Source organism: Alistipes intestinihominis (genome assembly GCF_040095975.1).
GTDB lineage: Bacteria > Bacteroidota > Bacteroidia > Bacteroidales > Rikenellaceae > Alistipes > Alistipes senegalensis.
On record NZ_JBBMFL010000013.1, the window covers coordinates 22,175 to 41,234 of the forward strand.

Here is a 19,060-nt window from a genome sequence, read left to right on the forward strand (position 1 = left end):
AAAATCCCGGTCCGATAGACTGAGGCAGTTTACTTTTGTATACCTGAAATTCCGGAAATTTTAAGTATACGATAAAACTGCCTTTTTTATGAACCTGAAATTTGTGACGATCTGTGCGGCGGCGATCCTGGTTACGGCCGCGGATTGCCGGGCCCGCACCCCGCAGCCGGATTCCTCCTTCGGCGACCGGCCGTTCGAAATGCCGCATGTTCCGCGGCCTGCGATTCCCGACCGTACGGTCTGCATCGCCGACTTCGGCGGCGTGGGCGACGGCCATGCGCTCAATACGGCGGCCTTCGCCGATGCCATCGACGCCCTTGCGGCCCTCGGAGGCGGTCGTGTGGATGTCCCCGAGGGCGTCTGGCTCACGGGGCCCATCGTGTTGAAAGACAATATCGAACTCCATGTCGGGCAGAATGCCGTGATCGTTTTCAGCGACGACAAGTCGCTCTATCCGCTGGTCGAGACCACCTTCGAGGGGCTCAACACCCTGCGCTGCCAGTCGCCGCTGTCGGCCCGCGGCGTCCGGAACGTGGCCGTCACGGGCTGCGGCGTGATCGACGGGAACGGCGATGCGTGGCGTGCCGTGAAGAGGGACAAGCTCAATCCCCGTCAGTGGAAGGAGCTGGTGCAGAGCGGCGGCGTGCTCTCCGACGACGGAAAGACGTGGTATCCCTCGGAAAGTTACCGTTTCGGGGCCACCTCGGGCGCTGATCAGAACGTCTCGACGTGGGCCGCGACGCGCGCCGATTTCGAACGCATGCGCGATTTCCTGCGTCCGGTCCTGGTCGCCATCCACAACTGCGAAAACGTCCTGCTGGAGGGCGTCACCTTCCAGAACTCCCCCTGCTGGAACATCCATCCGGCGATGTGCACCAATCTGATCGTCAACGATATTACGGTCCGCTGTCCCGACTACGCGCAGAACAGCGACGGCATCGACATCGAGTCGTGCCGCAACGTCGTGCTGACTGGTTCGCGCTTCGACGTGGGCGACGACGGCATCTGCATCAAGAGCGGCAAGGACAAGGCGGGCCGCGACCGGGGCATTCCGTGTGAGAACATCCTCGTCGATAACTGCATCGTCTTCCACGGCCACGGTGGCTTCGTCGTCGGCAGCGAGATGTCGGGCGGCGTGCGCAACGTCCGGGTTTCGAACTGCGTCTTTTCGGGTACCGACGTGGGGCTGCGCTTCAAGTCCACGCGCGGCCGCGGCGGGGTGGTGGAGCGCATCTGGATCGAGGATATTTCCATGAACGACATCTTGCAGGAACCGCTGCTGTTCGACCTTTTCTACGGCGGCAAATCGGCCTCCGAGGCGCTTGCGGAGGGGCCGGAAGCCGAGCCCACCGACCTTGCGCCCAAGGCTGTTGACGAGACCACGCCTGCGTTCCGCAACATCCGTATCCGCGATGTCCGGTGCCGCGGAGCCCGCCGCGCGATGTATTTCAACGGTCTGCCGGAGATGAACGTCGAGCACGTGACCGTCGAGAATACCTTTATTTATGCCGAGACCGGGGCCCGGATCAACGAATCTTCGGACGTTGTGCTGCGCAACGTGCAGATCATCCCCGAGCGGGGGCCTGCGCTGATGCTCAACAACGTCAAGAACCTCCGTGCCGAAGGTTTCGTGACCTCCGAGGGTATGGAGCGTGCCCTGGTCGTGACGGGCAGCCGCAACCGCGGCATCGCCGTCGCCTCGGCACAGATCACCGGGGAAAATGCGGACCTTTCCGGAAGCGCGGCCCGTTATGTCGTTATCAAATAGCTGATCCCATGATACGCAATCTGTTTTTATATATGCTGCCCGCTTTTCTGGCGTTTGCTGCCGGATGCGGCGGCGATTCCGCCGAGGCGGACCCCGAACGGAAAACCCTGCCCGTTCCCGACGTTACGTATTCGGTCTCCGGCCGGACGGCCACCGTGCGCTGGTCGATCTCCGCACAGGTCGAAGCCGTGCGCTTCGCTTTCGAACTCTATGCCGGCGATGCCGCCGCGCCTGTCAAATCGGCCACGACGAGCCTCACCTCCCAGCGCTTCGAGCTGGAGCAGGGGGTGACCTACCGTTTCCGGGTGCGCGCCGTGGCGCCGCTCGGTTCGGCCGAATGGCAGGATTCTGCCTTCTGCGACGAGGTCGTCTTCTCGGACGGCGGTTCGCCCGTCGATCCGGATACGGAGCTGGGGCTTCCCCTGGCCAACGAGAACGACGGGGTGCTGCGCGCCTTCCCGGGTGCTGAGGGCGGCGGCATGTACACGACGGGCGGCCGCGGCGGTAAGGTCTGGCACGTCACCAATCTCAATGATTCTGGCGCCGGGTCGCTGCGCGAGGCCGTCGAGGCTTCGGGCAAACGCATCGTCGTCTTCGACGTGGCGGGAACGATCGAATTGCTGAGTGATCTGCGCATTCAAAACGGAGATCTGACCATCGCCGGCCAGACCGCCCCGGGCGACGGCGTCTGCCTGCGCGACTACACCGTGCGCGTCGATGCCGACAACGTGATTATCCGCTATGTCCGTTTCCGTCTGGGCGATACGACCAAGGATGCCGCCAAACCGCAGGAGGACTGTATCTGGGGGCGTTACCACGAGAATATCATCCTCGACCATTGTTCGATGTCGTGGTCGATGGACGAATGCGCGTCGTTTTACGCCAACCGTAATTTCACGATGCAGTGGTGCCTGCTTTCCGAGAGTCTCAACAATTCGGGGCATCCCAAGGGCAGCCACGGCTATGGCGGCATCTGGGGCGGCAAGAATGCCTCGTTCCACCATAACCTGCTGGCTCACAACAAGAGCCGCAACGCCCGCATCGACCATCCCGAGATTTACGACAGCTATCTTTCGACTCACCGCGGGAATGTGGATTACCGCAACAACGTGATTTACAACTGGAACGATAATTCGACCTACGGCGGCGAGGGCGGTTGGTTCAATATCGTGAACAACTACTACAAGCCCGGCCCGGCTTCGAAGCAGCGCAACTATTTCCTCGATGCCAACTCGCTTTATGCCACCACGGATACGCAGTACGATTATCCCCGGCTCTACGTTCTGGGCAACTATCACGCGGGGGCGTATGCTTCGGCCATCAATGCCGACAATTGGGACGGGATCTATCTGCATGACGGAAGCGGCGTGGGCAATGCTTCGACCATGCGGCAGGCGAATCTGCTTCCGGTCAGGTTCGACGATACGCAGGTCTGCCACACCACGACCCACAGCGCCGCCGATGCTTTCGATGTCGTGCTGAAATATGCCGGAGCTTCGCTCAGCCGCGATGCCGTGGACAAGCGCGCCGAGACCGATGCCCGCAGCGGCACGGCCACCTTCCCCGACGGCGGCAACGGTTCGACGGGCGGCATTATCGACTCGCAGTCGGCGGTCGGCGGTTGGCCCGAACTCACGGCCACCGACGAGGAGAAGCGGCGCGCTGCGACCGACAGCGACGGCGACGGCATCCCCGACTATTACGAAACGCTGCTGGGGCTCGACCCGAACGACGCCTCCGACGCCGACGCCACGACGCTCGACCCGCAGGGCATCTATCCCAATATCGAGGTCTATTTCCATTTCCTCGTCCGGGAGATTTCCGCCGCGCAGACCGTCGGCGGCAGCTATACTGCCTTGGAATAGAAACCGCCTGAATCGCAACCTGAGATGAAACGTGCTTTTCTGCTGACGATCTGTCTGTTGCTTGCGTTTGCCGCCTGCGGAGGGAACCTGCGCGTCCACCTGATCGGTGATTCGACCTGCGCCACGAAGGAGCTCTCGAAACAGAATCCCGAGCGGGGGTGGGGACAGTTGTTCCAGCCCTTGTTCGACGGCTCGGTCACGATCCGCAACCATGCGGTCAACGGTCGTTCCACCAAGTCGTTCCGCGACGAGGGACGGTGGCAGCGCGTTTGCGACGAATTGCGGCCGGGCGACTACGTTTTCATCCAGTTCGGGCACAACGACCAGAAACAGGTCGATTCGGCCCGCTACGCCTCTCCGGAACAGTATGCCGCGAACCTGCGCCGCTATGCGGACGAGACGCGCGCGAGGGGAGCCGTGCCGGTTCTGCTGACGCCCGTCGTGCGCCGCCGCTTCACCGACGGTGTGCCGGACGACACCCATGCGCCCTATGCCGCCGTCGTGCGGCGTGTGGCCGCCGAAGCCGATGCAGTTCTGATCGACGCCGAGCGGCTGACCCGCGAATGGGTGTCGCAGCTCGGGGACGAAGCGTCGAAAGCCTGCTATATGTGGGTCGCGCCGGGAACCAATCCCCGCTGGCCCGACGGGCGGCAGGACGACACCCATTTCAACGTCCGCGGCGCCCGCGCCGTGGCGCGGATGATCGCCGCACAGCTTCCGGAGCTGATTCCTGAACTGGGCCGCCGGCTGAAACCCTCCGATTTCGTGGTGGCGCAGGACGGCTCGGGGGATTTTCTCTCGCTGGCGGAGGCCGTGGCCGCCGTTCCCGACTTCTGCCGCGACACGACCCGCATTCTGGTCTGCGAAGGCACTTACCGCGAGAAGATCGTCGTCCCCGCCACCAAGCGCAATGTCGTGCTGGAGGGCCGAGGCGAGGTGAAACTCACATGGGACGATTACGCCGCGAAGACCGGACCCACCGGGCGGCCGCTGGGCACTTCGGGCTCCTCGACCGTCTATTTCGGCGGCGACGGCTGGACGGTGCGGAACATTGCGTTCGAAAACGCCGCTGGAAGAGTGGGGCAGGCGGTCGCCGTGCAGTGCCTCGGCACCGGTCTGCACTTCATCGGCTGCCGTTTCCTGGGCAATCAGGACACACTCTACCTCTACGGCGTCGGCAACCGCGACGGGGAGAGCGTCGCGGAGAATGCCCGCATCCGTTTCGACGACTGCTACGTCGAGGGGACGACCGATTTCATTTTTGGCTCGGCTGCGGCGTTGTTCCGCCGCTGCGAGATCCGTTCGAAGGCCGATTCCTACATCACGGCGGCCTCGACCTGCCGGGGACAGGCTTGCGGGCTGATCTTCGAGGGGTGCCGCCTGACCGCCGCCGGGGGCGTCACGCGCTGCTGGCTGGGGCGTCCGTGGCGCGATCATGCGCAGACGGTCTTCATCGGCTGCGAAATGGGTGCGCATATCCTGCCCGAAGGGTGGCACGACTGGTCGAAACCGCATGCGCGAAAAACGGTCTTTTATGCCGAATATGCCTCCGAAGGTCCCGGCGCCGCTCCCCGCAGCCGCGTGAAATGGTCGCGGCAGCTCACGGAAAAAGAGGCCCGGCAGGTGCTTGCGGCCTTTGAAAAATAGCTTGGAATCCGATTTTTCGTATATTGGTGTCGTAACGACACTTTTATGTGTCGGACCGTTTTGCCGCACTGCGCGCAATTCGATTTTGGAAATGTCCGTCCTTTTTGCTATATTGGGAAGACCGGATTTGTTTAATTTACTATGAAACGACTGTTGCTGACCCTTTTGCTGCTCGCCACCGTTCCGATCGCCCGGGCGACGCCTCCGCAGTGCCTTTTCCAGACCTACTCCACGCTGGACGGAATGACGCACGACCGTATCGCCGACATCTATACCGATTCGCGCGGATTCGTGTGGGTCTGCACATGGTACGGCGTCAGCCGTTTCGACGGATACACCTTCAAGAATTTCAGCACCACGCCGGGCGATTTCTCGCCCCTGTCGCACCACCGCTTCATCTCCGTGAGCGAGGATTCGAACGGACACCTCTGGTTCACGACCTATAATTTCCATGTCTACCGGCTCAACCGCTATACCGAGCAGTTCGAGGACGTGGTATCGCTCGTCGAGGGCGTCGATTCGCAGCACTACCGCATGACACACTGCCTGCACGACGGTCGCGGCGGCACATGGGTGGCCATTGCCGGACTGGGCGTGGCGCGTTTCGGCGATGCCGACGACGCGTCGCCCGTGCGCATCGACGCCTTTTTCGACGCCCCGGTACTGGGCGGGGATGTCACGGCGATGTATGTCGACAATGGAGGCGACGCTTGGATCGCCACGGCTGACGGACGCCTGAACCGGGTCGCCGCCGGGGAACAGACCGCCCGCCCGCTCTGCGAAACGGCCTCCCCGGCTTTCTCGTTTACGGCCGATGCCGACTATGTCTACTGCGCCACGGCGGACGAGGTGGTCCGTGCCGGACGCAAGAACGGCGACGTTACGCGTCTGCCGGGCGGCGGCGCTCCGCTCACGGCCATCGTCGCCGACTCGGTGCGCAGGACGGTCTATGCCGGCAGCCGTTCGGGGGAACTCTACCGCGTGTCGGGCGACCGGCTGGCGCGGCTGAATCCCAAAGGGGCGCGTCCGCGCCGTATCCGCGATCTGGCGGCCGACTCCCACGGCATCGTGTGGGTGACTTCGGCCGAGACGGGCATTACGCGCTACAACCCCGCGACGGACGATTACAAGCATTTCGAACAGCAGCCCTACACCGTCTCCTACAACATCGACACCCTGACCAAGATCGCCGAGGGCGGCGGCCTGCTGTGGATCAAGATGAACAACTGGGGCTTCGGCTACTACGACCGCGACCGCGACGAGGTAGAACCTTTCTACAACGATCCCAAACTCCCCAACTGCCAGATGACCAACGCTGTCGTGCGTTTCGACGTGCGCGACGACGTGCTGTGGCTCTCGACCTACCACGAGCGCGGCTTGCGCAAAGCGGTGATCCTGCGCCAGCCCGCCGAGGTCTTCACCCTCGACTCGAAATCCCCGAATCCGCTTTCGGGCGAGATACGCGCCCTGATGACCGACAGCCGGGACCGGATGTGGGTCGGCACGCGCGACGGCGAGCTGATCGCCTTCGACGCCGCGAACAAACCCGTCTACACGCTTCCCGCGCAGGGCCGCCGGGGCACGGGCATGATTTACGCCCTGAAGGAGGACTCCTCGGGCAACATCTGGGTCGGTACCAAGGGCGAGGGCCTCTACCGCATGACGCCCGAGGGCGGCGGCTATAAAGTCACGCATTTCACCCATTCCGAGGCGGATGCTTGGTCGCTCAGCGACGATCAGGTCTATTGTGTCGAGGAGGACGGCGCGGGCCGTATCTGGGTGGCGACCTACGGCGGAGGCATCAACCTGCTGGAAGACCCTGCCGGGCATTGCTTCGTCCACGCCGGCAACCTGATGACGCACTATCCGCTGGACGAGGCGGGGCGCGTGCGGTGGCTGCTTTACGACCGTCCCGACCGGATGTTCGCCGCCACGGTCGATGGACTGCTGGTCTTCGATCCGGGAGCCAGCGCCAAGCTGATACGCTTCCGGCTGGTGCAGAAGATTCCGGGCGATGCGGAGTCGCTGGGCAACAACGACATCATCCAGATGCTCCGCGATTCGGAGGGGCGCATCTGGCTGGCGACCTTCGGCGGCGGGCTGAACCTGATTTCGGGCTATGACGGTGAGGGGATGCCCCGCTTCCGCTGTTACGACAAGACGGCCGGCTTGGCCGGCAACATCTGCATGGCCCTGACCGAGGACCGGCAGGGCGACCTGTGGGTCTCGACCCACAACGCCGTGTCGCGCTTCGATCCGCGGCGCGGAATTTTCTCGAACTACTACCTCTACGACAACATGCGCAACGCGGTTTTCAGCGAGGCCACGGCGCTCACCGCACCGCAGGGCGACGTGCTCTTCGGCAGCGGCCGCCACCTCTACCGCTTCGATCCCGACGAGGTTCGCGCCGCGAAAATCGACTACGAGCTGCGTTTCACGGGGCTCGACGTGCGCAACAAACCCGTCGCCGCGGGACGCCGCTCGCCGCTTGCGGAGTCGGTGACCGAGGCCGACCGCATCGTTCTGCCCTACAATTTCTCGAATTTCCGCATGGAGTTCGCCTCGCTGAATTTCGCCATTCAGCACATCGTGGGCTATATGTACAAGCTGGAGGGCTACGACCAGGACTGGAATATCTCGGGAAACACAAACCGGGCGACCTATTCCAACGTCCCGATCGGCCGTTACACGCTCCACGTCAAGGCTTTCGTCGGCAATGCCGATGCGGCCGGCGAGGGGATCACGATTGGGGTCGAGGTGCTCCCCCCCCCTTGGCTCACCTGGTGGGCCAAGACGCTCTACGTGCTGCTGGCGCTGGCCGTCGTCGCCGTGGCATTCCGCATCGCCGGTTCGGTCATCCGCATCCGCCGCGAGGCGAGCGTCGAGCAGAACATGACCGACCTGAAGCTGCGCTTCTTCACCAACATCTCCCATGAACTGCGCACGCCGCTGACGCTCATTCTGGGCGGCATCGAGGATGCACGGAAACACGATGAGCTTTCGCCCCGCGGCGAGAGCAGCCTCACGCTGGCCCACCGCAACGCCAAGCGCATGCTGACGCTCATCAACCAGCTGCTCGATTTCCGCAAGATCGTCAAGGACAAGATGGAGCTGAAAATCTCGCGCGTAGACCTCGTGCCGCTGGTCGAGGATGCCATCGACGATTTCCGCGAACTGGCCGCCGAGCGCCGGATCGAACTGCTGTTCACCGTTTCGCGCCGTTCCGTGCTGGTGTGGGTCGATATCGAACGCATGGAGAGCGTGGTCTATAATCTGTTGTCCAACGCTCTGAAATTCACGCCCAACGGCGGACGGATCGAAGCGATACTTTCGCTGCGCGAAGAGGAGGAGTGTGTGCTGCTCACGGTCCGCGACACGGGCATCGGTATCCCGAAAGACAAGCAGGGGATGATCTTCGAACGCTTCGCGCAGGCTTCGCGCGCCGTGGACAGCAACATGAAGGGGTCGGGCATCGGGCTCTCGCTGTGCCGCGACATCGTGGCCCTGCACCACGGTGAAATCTCGGTCGAGAGCCGTCCGGGCGAGGGCTCCGCCTTCACCGTGAAGCTCTGCCTCGGCAACGCCCATTTCGGCATGGAGCAGATCGACTTCTCGGGAGCCGGGACGGGCGACCGCCGCAACGACTATATGATCAGCGACTTCACGCCCGCCGACAGCCAGCGCCGCAACGACGTGCAGCCGCCGAAGGATGCCCAGAAGATTCTGCTCGTGGAGGACAACCGCGAACTGCGCATCTTCATGTACAACAGTCTGATCGACACCTACCATGTCGTCGAGGCCGACGACGGGGTCGAGGCGCTCGAAAAGATCCGCAGCGAGATGCCCGACATCGTCGTCACCGACCTGATGATGCCCCGCATGGACGGCATCGAACTGATCGACAAGGTGCGCCACGACTTCACGATGAGCCACATCCCGATCGTGATGCTCACGGCCCGCCATTCGCCCGACGACCGGGTGAAGGCCATGGAGTTCGGCGCCGACGGCTACATCACCAAGCCGTTCAGCATCGAACTGCTGCTGGCCCGCATCGACAATCTGCTGACCCAGCGGCGCAAGCTCTTCGAGAAGTTCTCGTCGCAGTCGGCGCGCAACAAGATCGCGGAGCTGGTCGTCGAAGATGTCGTCGTCACGGACCGCGACGAGGAGTTTATGAAGAACGTGATGGCATGGCTGGGCGAGAACGTCGAGAATTCGGAGCTCACGATCGACCAGCTGGCCTCGCACCTCGGGCTGGGCCGCACGACGATGTACAACAAGCTCAAGAGCCTCACCGGAAAATCGCCCGTCGAGCTCATCAAGGAGTACCGCATCACCAAGTCGAAACTTTTGCTGCGCACGGGGCAGTTCTCCGTGTCGGAGGTGGCCTACAAGGTGGGTTTCTCCGATCCGGGCTATTTCAGCCGCTGTTTCCGCGAGCAGTACCACATGTCGCCCGCCGAATACCTCAAAACCCATAACCTGAAAGAAAACCAAGAGACCAAAACCGCATGAAACGATTGCTGATACCTGCCCTGTGCGTGCTGGCCGCCGCCTGCGCCTCGCGCGGACACCTCTACGATTCCGCCACGCCGCTCGCCGTCCGCATGGTCGAGAGCGAGATCGCCCGCAACCCCTCGCCCATGACGCTCGACGGTATCCCCGCCGGCAAAATCAAGTGGAACTACACCACGGGACTCGAACTGCTGGCCATGATGGACGCAGGCGAGGCGTACGACCGTCCCGATTTCTTCGACTATGCGCTGCGCTATTACGACTCCATCGTGCAGCCCGACGGGAGCGTGCTGACCTACAAGAAGTCGAAATACAATCTCGACCACGTCTGTCCGGGGCGTGCGCTGTTCGCGCTGTACGACCGCACGGGCGACGTGCGCTATAAAACAGCGCTCGACACGCTCTTCGCGCAGCTGCGGGAGCAGCCCCGCAACGACGACGGCGGATTCTGGCACAAGGAGGTCTATCCGCATCAGATGTGGCTCGACGGGCTTTACATGGCCGAGCCGTTTTATGCCGAATATGCCGCGAGGAACCTCTCCGGAGTCGAATACGAAAAGGCCGTCGATGACATCGTGAACCAGTTCGTTGCGGCGGCCGCGCATACCTTTGATCCGGCGACGAAGCTCTACCGCCACGCCTGCGACGTGTCGCGCGAGATGTTCTGGTGCGACAAGACCACGGGCCAGTCCGCGCACGCCTGGGGCCGGGCGATGGGGTGGTACGTCATGGCCATCGTCGAGACGCTGCAATACCTCGGGGTGAACGACACGACGCTCCCGATGATCGACATACTGAACTATATCTACGAGGTGCTGCCCGAGTATGCCGATCCCGCGACCGGGATGTGGTATCAGGTGCTCGACCAGCCGGGCCGCGAAGGCAACTACCTCGAATCGACCGCCTCGGCGATGTTCGTCTATGCCATGCTCAAAGGCGTGCGGCTGGGTTACCTGCCTGCGGAGATGGGCGCCGAGGCGCGACGGCTGTATGAAAAATTCGTGGACCGTTTCGTGAAGGAGAATCCCGACGGTACTATCTCGCTGACCGACTGCTGCTCGGTGGCCGGGCTGGGCGGCAAAGGGATGCGCAGCGGGACGTTCGAATATTACATCTCCGAACCGGTGATCGACAACGACTGCAAGGGTGTGGGGCCCTTCATCTGGGCATCTCTGGAATACTCCCTCCCGGCTAAGAGCCGGGATTCAGGGGCGGCCGTTCGTTGATGCGTTTCCGGTCCGGTTCTGCGCCCGGCTAAGAGCCGGGTTTTAGGGGCGGCCGTTCGTTGATGCGTTTCCGATCCGGTTCTGCGCCCGGCTGAGGGCCGTTCTGAAAATTTCTTCCGGAAAAAATCCTCCCGACAAGGAGGATTTTTTGCCCCGTTTTCCCTTTCCCGCGACTTCGGAGGGCCGTTCGGCAGGGGTTGACAAATTATCCATGAGAAGTGATAAAAATTACCAATCGAATCCTTCGGGGCAATTTACTTTTGTATAGGGAAATGTCCCTTTTTACGGAAGACGAAACCTAATTATTAACCAAAACCTTTTATATGAAAAGCTTTACTCTAAAGTTCGCCCTGACGTTCCTGCTGGGAGTGGGTCTGGCTTCCGCGGCCGTGGCCCAGAAAATCGGAGGAACCGTCAAGGATTCGGCGGGCAAACCGGTTGTCGGAGCTTCGGTGATCGTCGAGGGTTCGACTCTGGGAGCGAGCTCGGGTGTCGATGGCCAGTGGTCGCTCAATGTGCCCGACGCCTCGAAGAAGACGCTGGTGATCTCCTATATCGGCATGAAGACGCAGCGCATCGCCATCGGCAGCAAGACGCAGATCGACGTGACGCTCGAAGACGAATCGACGGCCTTGGACGACGTGGTGGTCGTGGGCTATGCCACCGTGAAGCGCCGCGACGTGGTCGGATCGGTCGCCTCGGTCAACGCCGAGACGCTCCAGCAGATGCCCGTGGCCTCGGTGGCCGAGGCGATGACGGGACGCATGGCCGGCGTGCAGATCACCGCCACGGAGGGCGACCCCGACGCTGAGATCCGCATCCGCGTCCGCGGTGCGGGCACGTTCTCATCCGACGGAGCGCCGCTCTACATCGTCGATGGCTTCCCGGTGGAGAGCATCAGCGACATTTCCTCGTCGGAGATCCAGTCGATCGACATTCTGAAAGACGCTTTCTCGACGGCCATCTACGGTTCGCGCGGTGCCAACGGCGTCGTGCTCATCACCACCAAGAGCGGCGAGAAAGGCAAGGTCAACGTCAATTATAATGTATACTAGGGTTTCAAGGACATCGCCCGCAAGAACCAGGTGCAGGCGCTCAATCCCTCGGAGTTCGCCAAATGGCAGTACGAACTGGCCGCCATCCAGAACAAGGTGGCGGACAACTACGAGCCCTATTTCGGGGCGTTTTCCGATATCGACCTCTACGACAACGTGAAGGGCAACGACTGGATGGACCAGCTCTTCGGCCGCACGGGCGAGCAGTTCAACCACAACCTCACGGTTTCGGGCGGCGGCGACAAGTTCAAGTGGAACGCCACCTATGCGCGTCTCTATGACAAGGCGATCATGGTCGGTTCGAATTACAGCCGCGACAATCTCGGCCTGAAGACGCAGTTCAAGCCCAACAAGCGCGTCACGCTCGATTTCAACATCCGCTATTCGCGTATGAAGGTGCGCGGTGCGGGCGCCAACTCGCTCAACGACTCGGGCACCCAGAGCACGGGCCGTCTGAAAAACGCCATGCTCTACACGCCCATTCCGCTGAAAGCCCAGATCGAGGGCGGCGACGATTTGGAGGAGAACTCCTCGGACGCCGTGATGCCGACGGTCGCCGTTTCGGACTCGGACCGCAAGCGCGAGCGCACCAACTGGACCGCCAACGGCGGTTTCACGTGGGAGATCGTCGATGACCTCAGCCTGAAAGTCGAGGCCGGCATGGAGGAGTACCGTCAGGAGACCAACTCCTTCTACGGCGTCACCACCTACTATTCGAAGGTCGGCGGTTCGGGTTCGACCGTTCCGGGAACCCCGTCCACGAACTACAACGACGTGACGCGCCGCCGCGTGCGCAACACCAATACGCTGAGCTACGACTTCCGGAAGCTGATCTCGAACGACAACCACCATCTCAACGTGCTGCTGGGCCAGGAGTACATCATCACCGAGCAGCGGACGTTCAACACGTGGGTCGATGGTCTGCCCGACTTCTACACCGCCGAGCAGGCGTGGGCCTTCATGGGTGCGGGCTCCAACGCCAGCTCTTCGAACATGAACTATGCGGCCGACGACATCCTGCTCTCCTATTTCGGACGCATCAACTACGATTTCAAGGGCAAGTACATGCTTTCGGCCACGATGCGCGGCGACGGTTCGTCGAAGTTCTCCAAGGGTCAGAAATGGGGCTACTTCCCCTCGGTGGCCGCTTCGTGGCGCCTTTCGGACGAGTGGGGGCTGAAAGACCTCCGGTGGCTCGACAACCTCAAGCTGCGTTACAGCTTCGGTACTGCGGGCAACAACAACATCCCGACCGGCATGGGCGGCCTGACGCAGCTCTACGAGGTCGGCACGGGCAGCAGCTTCATCTACGGCGATCCGACCTATTGGACGCCCAACGGCAACGGCGCCAGCGAGAGTTTCATGGCCAATGCCAACCTGACGTGGGAGACCACCTATTCGCATAACCTGGGCCTCGATTTCGGCTTCTGGCGCAACCGCCTCTCGGGATCGGTCGAGGTCTACCAGAACACTACCGAGGATATTCTCATGCGCTATCCCGTCTCCGGTTCGGGTTACAGCTTCCAGTACCGCAATGCCGGTACGATCCGCAACCGCGGTCTGGAGGTTTCGGTTTCGGCCGTGCTCCTCGAGAAGGCCAAATACGGGCTGAATTTTAATGCCAACATCGCCTTCAACCGCAGCCGCATCATGGATCTGGCCGGACTGGACACCTATTCGCAGTCGTCGGGCTGGAACAACAACGTCACGGACTACTACGCCGTGCTGGGCGGCGCCATCGGCGATGTCCACGGCTACACGACGCTGGGACGCTACGAGGTCGGGGATTTCGATCTGGACTACTACGCCGAGACGGGCAAATGGAAGACGCTCGACGGCTCGAACTGCGCCGGCGTGGTCGGCGACATGCGTCCGGGATCGCTCAAGCTGCTCTGCGACGCCGACGGCAATCCGATTCAGGGCAGGATCGGCAACGTGCAGCCCAAATTTACGGGCGGTTTCTCGCTCTCGGGCTATGCCTACGGGTTCGACATCGCCGCCAACTTCACCTATTCTTACGGCAACAAGGTCTTCAACGCCAACAACGTGGAGTTCACCTCCTCGCAGAAATACACCGGCAAGGGCGTGATCCGCAACCTTTCGGATGTGATGGCTCTCGGCAAGCGCTGGACCAATATCGACTGGACGACGGGCGACGTGATCACCGATCCCGAGGCGCTGGCCGCCGCCAACCGCACGACGACCATGTGGTCGCCCTACATGCCCCAGACGGTCGTGCACAGCTGGCTGTTGGAGGACGCTTCGTTCCTGCGCCTCTCGTCGCTGACGATCGGCTATACGCTGCCTTCGAGCTGGACGCGCAAGGTTCGCCTCAGCAAGGTGCGTTTCTACGCCACCGGCACCAACCTCTTCTGCTGGACGCCTTACAGCGGTTTCGACCCCGAGGTCGATACGCGCCGCGCGACGCCCATGACCCCCAACGTCGATTACTCGGCCTATCCGAAGAGCCGTTCGTGGGTGTTCGGTGCGAACATCAGCTTCTAACCTCTAACCGACAGAAAACAACTCAACGATGAAAAAGTCAATCTATATCCTTGCCTGCGCCGGCCTCATGGCCGTTTCGTGCGGCGAAGAGCTGCTGGAGACCCGTTCCTCGTCGTCGTCCGATTCGGAGACCATGTTCTCGAACGAGACCTATGCCGAGGCGGCCGTCATGAACATCTACCGCCAGTTCGGTGTGGACAAGTCCTACCGCAACCGCTGGCTGGTCTACTACGGCGCCAATACGGATTCGGAGTGGTACGTTTCGGCGTCGCCCGACAAACCCACCGACACCAAGACGCTGATCTACACCTATAACCCCACCTACGACGACGCGGGCAGCCAGCTCAACGAGAGCAGCGGCCAGTTCGCGCTGATGTACACGGCCATCGAGAATGCCAATCTCGCCATTGCGGGGCTCCGCAAATACGGCAGCGTCGAGACCGACGCCGGGATGCGCTACCTGCTGGGCGAGTCGCTCGTGCTGCGCGCATTCTTCTATTTCGACCTGATCAAGGCTTGGGGCGACGTTCCCATGCGCTTCCAGCCTATCGGCGAGACGGGCGACGTGAACAAGCCCCGGAGCGACCGCGACGAAATCTACAAGCAGATCATCGCCGATCTCGAAGAGGCCGTCGATTATGTTGACTGGCCCGGCGAGGGTGTCCGCACGGGCACCGTGACCCGCGTCAACAAAGCCTTCGCCTACGGTCTGCTGGCCCGTGTGTGCCTCTCGGCCGCCGGTTATGCGCAGCGTCCCGACGAGGGGCGGATCGGGACGGGCGACATCGGCTCGAACCGTCGCAGCAAGCTGGTCGAAGCAGGGCAGGAGTGGGGCGACAACATCCTCTACACCAAGGCTCTCGATGCCTGCAAGGCGGTGATCGCCAAGGAGAACGTCTGCGTGAAGCTGGAAGGTTCGTTCGAGGAGATCTGGCGCGACATGATGAAGCGCCAGGTATCGGCCGGGGGCGAAACCCTCTTCGTGATTCCCTTCGCCGACAACCGCGGCCAGTGGATGAACAACTACGCCATCCGGCACGCCACGGCCGACAAGTACTGCGGCAAGGCCGGCGCCGGCGGCACCATCGGGCCGGTTCCCACGCTCTTCTACGAGTATGACAAGGCCGACCGCCGCCGCGATGTCACCTGCATTCCCTATCGCTGGAACGGCGGCAAGCAGGAGTTGGAGAACGTGCAGAAATGGTATTGCGGCAAGTACCGCTACGAGTGGATGAACGACGTGATTTCGGGCAACGACTGCGGCATCAAGCCGATTCTGATGCGTTATGCCGACGTGCTGCTGATGGCCGCCGAGGCCGCCAACGAGCTCAACGACCTGCCCTATGCCAAAGAGCAGCTGCGCAAGGTCCGCTTCCGCGCCTTCAAGTCGAACAACACGGTCGATGCCTATCTCGACGCCATCGGGTCGAAGGACGCCATGTTCAAGGCCATATACAGGGAGCGCATGCTCGAATTCAGCTGCGAGCAGATCCGCAAGCAGGACCTGATCCGCTGGGGACTGCTGAAAAAGTCGCTCGACGACGTGAAGGGCAAGATGAAGGCCATGCTCGACCACACGACCTACACGTCGGAGCTGACGGACAAGACCTACGATTTCAGCCTTGTCGGCACGAAGGTCTACTACAAATACGACGCCGACGGCGAGACGATCCAGCTCCACGGCCTCGACTTCGGCGAGGCGGGCGAACCCGACGGCGAGGGCTGGACGCTCTACACGTCGAAGAAGACCGACGGTACGCTCGAAGAGGAGTATATCAAGAGCGGCACGACCTCCACGGGGCGTATCGACATGATCTACCAGTACGATCCCGACGTGCACATGTTCTGGCCGATCTTCAAGCAGTCGATCACCACCAACAGCCTGCTGGCCAACGACTACGGTTATCCGGTGCGATAGCGATCTGAAAAAAGGAAAAACAAGCAACGTATGAAAACGACTATCAATAAAATCCTGCTGTTCGTGATGCTTTTCGCCGGCGCGGCGTCGCTTCACGGCTGTTCGGACCCCGACGGGATCATCGAGGATATCGCCTACGACCGCGAATTCTCCCCGCTGAATTTCACCTATACGCTGACCAACAACGTGAACGTCGCCTTTTCGTGGACGGTCATGACCGGAGTCTCCGACTACACGCTGACGCTCTCCTACACCGACGGCGACGGCGGCGTTTACGATCAGGTGGACCTGATCGCCCCGCTCGGCGGCGACGGTGTGACGGCCACGACGATGGATTACACCTTCAAGGAGCTTCCCGGCAACCGCGCCTGGAAAGCCGAACTGGTCGCCGTTTCGCAGCGCGCGGGCGTCGCCGATTCGAAGCCCGCGGTGTGCACCTTCGCCACGGGCGTCGAGAATCTTTTCCTGAACGACGGCAAGGTCTCCGACGACGATATTACGGCCACTACCGCTCTCCTGCGCTGGGTCGCCGGATCGAACGTCACCGCTCTGAACGTGACGCCGGGCGTGGGCACTGTCTCGTTGTCGGCCGAGCAGATCGCCGCCGGCGAATGCGAGCTCACCGGACTCACGACCGGTACGGCCTACACCGTCGAGCTGCTGCGCGACGATGCCGTGCGCGGAATCGTCACGTTCGTCGCATCGGACAAGATCGACGTCGATGTGATCGACAAGAGCGCTTCGACGATTACCCTTTCGTGGGGCGCCGACCGACAGGTCACGGGCCTCGTGCTGAAAGGCGGCGACGATGAACGCAACATCACGCTGACCCAGGAGCAGATCGCTGCGCACACCTACACCTTCGAGGGGCTGAAAGAGCGTACCGAATATTCGATTTCGGTTTACATCGACGGTGTCGAGTCGGGCAATCTGGTCGTCACGACGCTGGGACAGTCCAATTTCTGGGATTTCACCGATGCGTCGAAATGGCCGATCGCCAACTGGGATTCGAACCAGACCATCGACGGCCTCACGATCCTGGCCGCCTCGGGCAAAAACGTTCAGATTCAGGCCGATGCCGACTACGGCTGCAACTACCTCGACCTGCGCGGTAAATCGACCGTCAAGGAGGGCGAAGCCCCCACGCAGCGTGCCGTGCAGTTCTCGGTGGTGGGCGAGGGCGTGATCGCCATCGACTGCTATGCCAACGGGACCGGCCGGAACTTCTACGCTTATGTCGATGCGCTGGGCAAGGCTTTCGGGCCTTTCGAGGCTCCGACAGCGGCCAACCGCGGCAAGGTCTACATTCCCTGCCCGGGCATCCCGGCTTCGGCGGTGGTTTCGATCTGGACCGACGCTACCATCAACCACATTTACAGTATCGGCTGGTACGAGGGCACCGAGGCTCCGGGGCAGAACGCCACGCCGCTCGCCGCTCCCGCGGTTACGGCCTCACCCGCCGAGGTGACCAAGGGCGACAACACTCCCGTGACCTTCTCGTGGGCTGCCGTTCCCAATGCCGCGACCTATACCTACCGCCTCGCTCTGACGAAGCTCGTCGGCGAGACCGAAGAGGTCGTCCGCCTCTCGGAGACCGTTTCCGCGACCGAAATGACCGTTCCGGCCGAGACCGTCGCCGAACTCAAACCGGGAACCTATACGATTTCGGTGACCGCTGCGGCCGCCTCCGACTTCCTCTACAAGCCGTCGCCCGCCGGCAGCGCCGTGCTGACGGTCAACGACACCAAGCTGGCGACTCCCGTCGTGAAACTCGATCCTGCGAAAGTCACCGTAGGCGAACAGAAGGAGGTTGTGGCATCGTGGGATGCCGTCGAGGGAGCTGCATCGTATGCCGTTACTTTCAACAACGGAACTTCCGAGACCGTGAACACGACCTCTCACACGATTGCCGCCGCTGAGGTTGCCGCGCTTGCCGTGGGTGAATACACGATTTCGGTGGTCGCCACCCCCGCCGACGCTTCGGCGCAGGCTTCCGATCCCGGTACGGCCAAACTGACCGTCGCTAACGGTACGCAGACCGATTACACGATGACACTTTCGGCTAAGGCGGGCGTTTTGTCGTCCAACATCACGGGGTTGCCGACCAGTTGGGGTGCCAACGACAGTACGTGGACGGCTACCGACGATACGGGTGCCAGCACGATCACTTTCACGGGTAATATTTATTACAGTACCGATGCGGCCAAAAATGTCGTGTGGTATTTCAATAAAGGTAAAACGGAAACGCATGTTTCGGCTTCTGATTTGGGAAAAATCCGTAAAATCACGATCATGCCCAATTCGACCCGCGAACCCGACTATTTGAAATGTACTTATAACGGGGGTACGGTGCTTGCTGCTACGGAGCCTCTCGGAGTTAAGACTGCAACTATCACATTTGATTTTGCTGACGTTTCGGCGGATGATTTCCGTATCGACTACGTACTTGATTGGACATCGTCAGTAAGTAATGTCGAGATTGGTAAAGTCGTTATCGAATACACCAAATAAGCCTCAGGCTTTGCATACGGGAGGGCGCTCAGAAATTGAGCGCCCTTTTT

The 19,060-nt window shown here is 61.6% G+C and carries 9 protein-coding genes; all 9 read left to right on the forward strand.

Annotated features, from left to right (window positions below; all coding sequences use genetic code 11):
* Positions 1 to 88: 88 nt before the first annotated feature.
* The 9 genes from WMO46_RS10930 to WMO46_RS10970 all read left to right on the forward strand — a co-directional run bounded on the left by WMO46_RS10930 (position 89) and on the right by WMO46_RS10970 (position 19,010).
* On the forward strand, positions 89 to 1,768 hold the full coding sequence (locus WMO46_RS10930) for a glycoside hydrolase family 28 protein (RefSeq protein WP_349094359.1): 1,680 nt from the start codon (positions 89 to 91) through the stop codon (positions 1,766 to 1,768).
* A 32-nt stretch (positions 1,769 to 1,800) separates the two neighbouring features.
* On the forward strand, positions 1,801 to 3,633 hold the full coding sequence (locus WMO46_RS10935) for a pectate lyase (protein ID WP_349094361.1): 1,833 nt from the start codon (positions 1,801 to 1,803) through the stop codon (positions 3,631 to 3,633).
* Between the two features lie 24 nt (positions 3,634 to 3,657).
* A complete protein-coding gene (locus WMO46_RS10940; RefSeq protein WP_349094363.1) occupies positions 3,658 to 5,280 on the forward strand; it encodes a pectinesterase family protein in 1,623 nt (540 codons plus the stop codon).
* Between the two features lie 141 nt (positions 5,281 to 5,421).
* Positions 5,422 to 9,795 carry a hybrid sensor histidine kinase/response regulator transcription factor gene (locus tag WMO46_RS10945; RefSeq protein WP_349094364.1) on the forward strand — a complete coding sequence of 1,458 codons (4,374 nt, stop codon included), beginning with the start codon at positions 5,422 to 5,424 and terminating at the stop codon, positions 9,793 to 9,795.
* On the forward strand, positions 9,792 to 11,021 hold the full coding sequence (locus WMO46_RS10950) for a glycoside hydrolase family 88/105 protein (protein ID WP_349094365.1): 1,230 nt from the start codon (positions 9,792 to 9,794) through the stop codon (positions 11,019 to 11,021). Before WMO46_RS10945 ends, WMO46_RS10950 begins: the two co-directional genes overlap by 4 nt.
* Positions 11,022 to 11,344: 323 nt before the next feature.
* Positions 11,345 to 12,076 carry a TonB-dependent receptor plug domain-containing protein gene (locus WMO46_RS10955; protein WP_349094366.1) on the forward strand — a complete coding sequence of 244 codons (732 nt, stop codon included), beginning with the start codon at positions 11,345 to 11,347 and terminating at the stop codon, positions 12,074 to 12,076.
* 30 nt (positions 12,077 to 12,106) lie between these two features.
* Positions 12,107 to 14,581 (forward strand): SusC/RagA family TonB-linked outer membrane protein, encoded by a 2,475-nt coding sequence (locus WMO46_RS10960; protein ID WP_349094367.1) that lies wholly within the window; start codon positions 12,107 to 12,109, stop codon positions 14,579 to 14,581.
* A 28-nt stretch (positions 14,582 to 14,609) separates the two neighbouring features.
* Complete coding sequence (locus tag WMO46_RS10965; RefSeq protein ID WP_349094368.1) at positions 14,610 to 16,499, forward strand: RagB/SusD family nutrient uptake outer membrane protein; 1,890 nt, start codon at positions 14,610 to 14,612, stop codon at positions 16,497 to 16,499.
* A gap of 30 nt (positions 16,500 to 16,529) precedes the next feature.
* Positions 16,530 to 19,010, forward strand: coding sequence for a fibronectin type III domain-containing protein (locus WMO46_RS10970; RefSeq protein WP_349094369.1), 2,481 nt, complete (start codon positions 16,530 to 16,532; stop codon positions 19,008 to 19,010).
* Positions 19,011 to 19,060 lie beyond the last annotated feature (50 nt).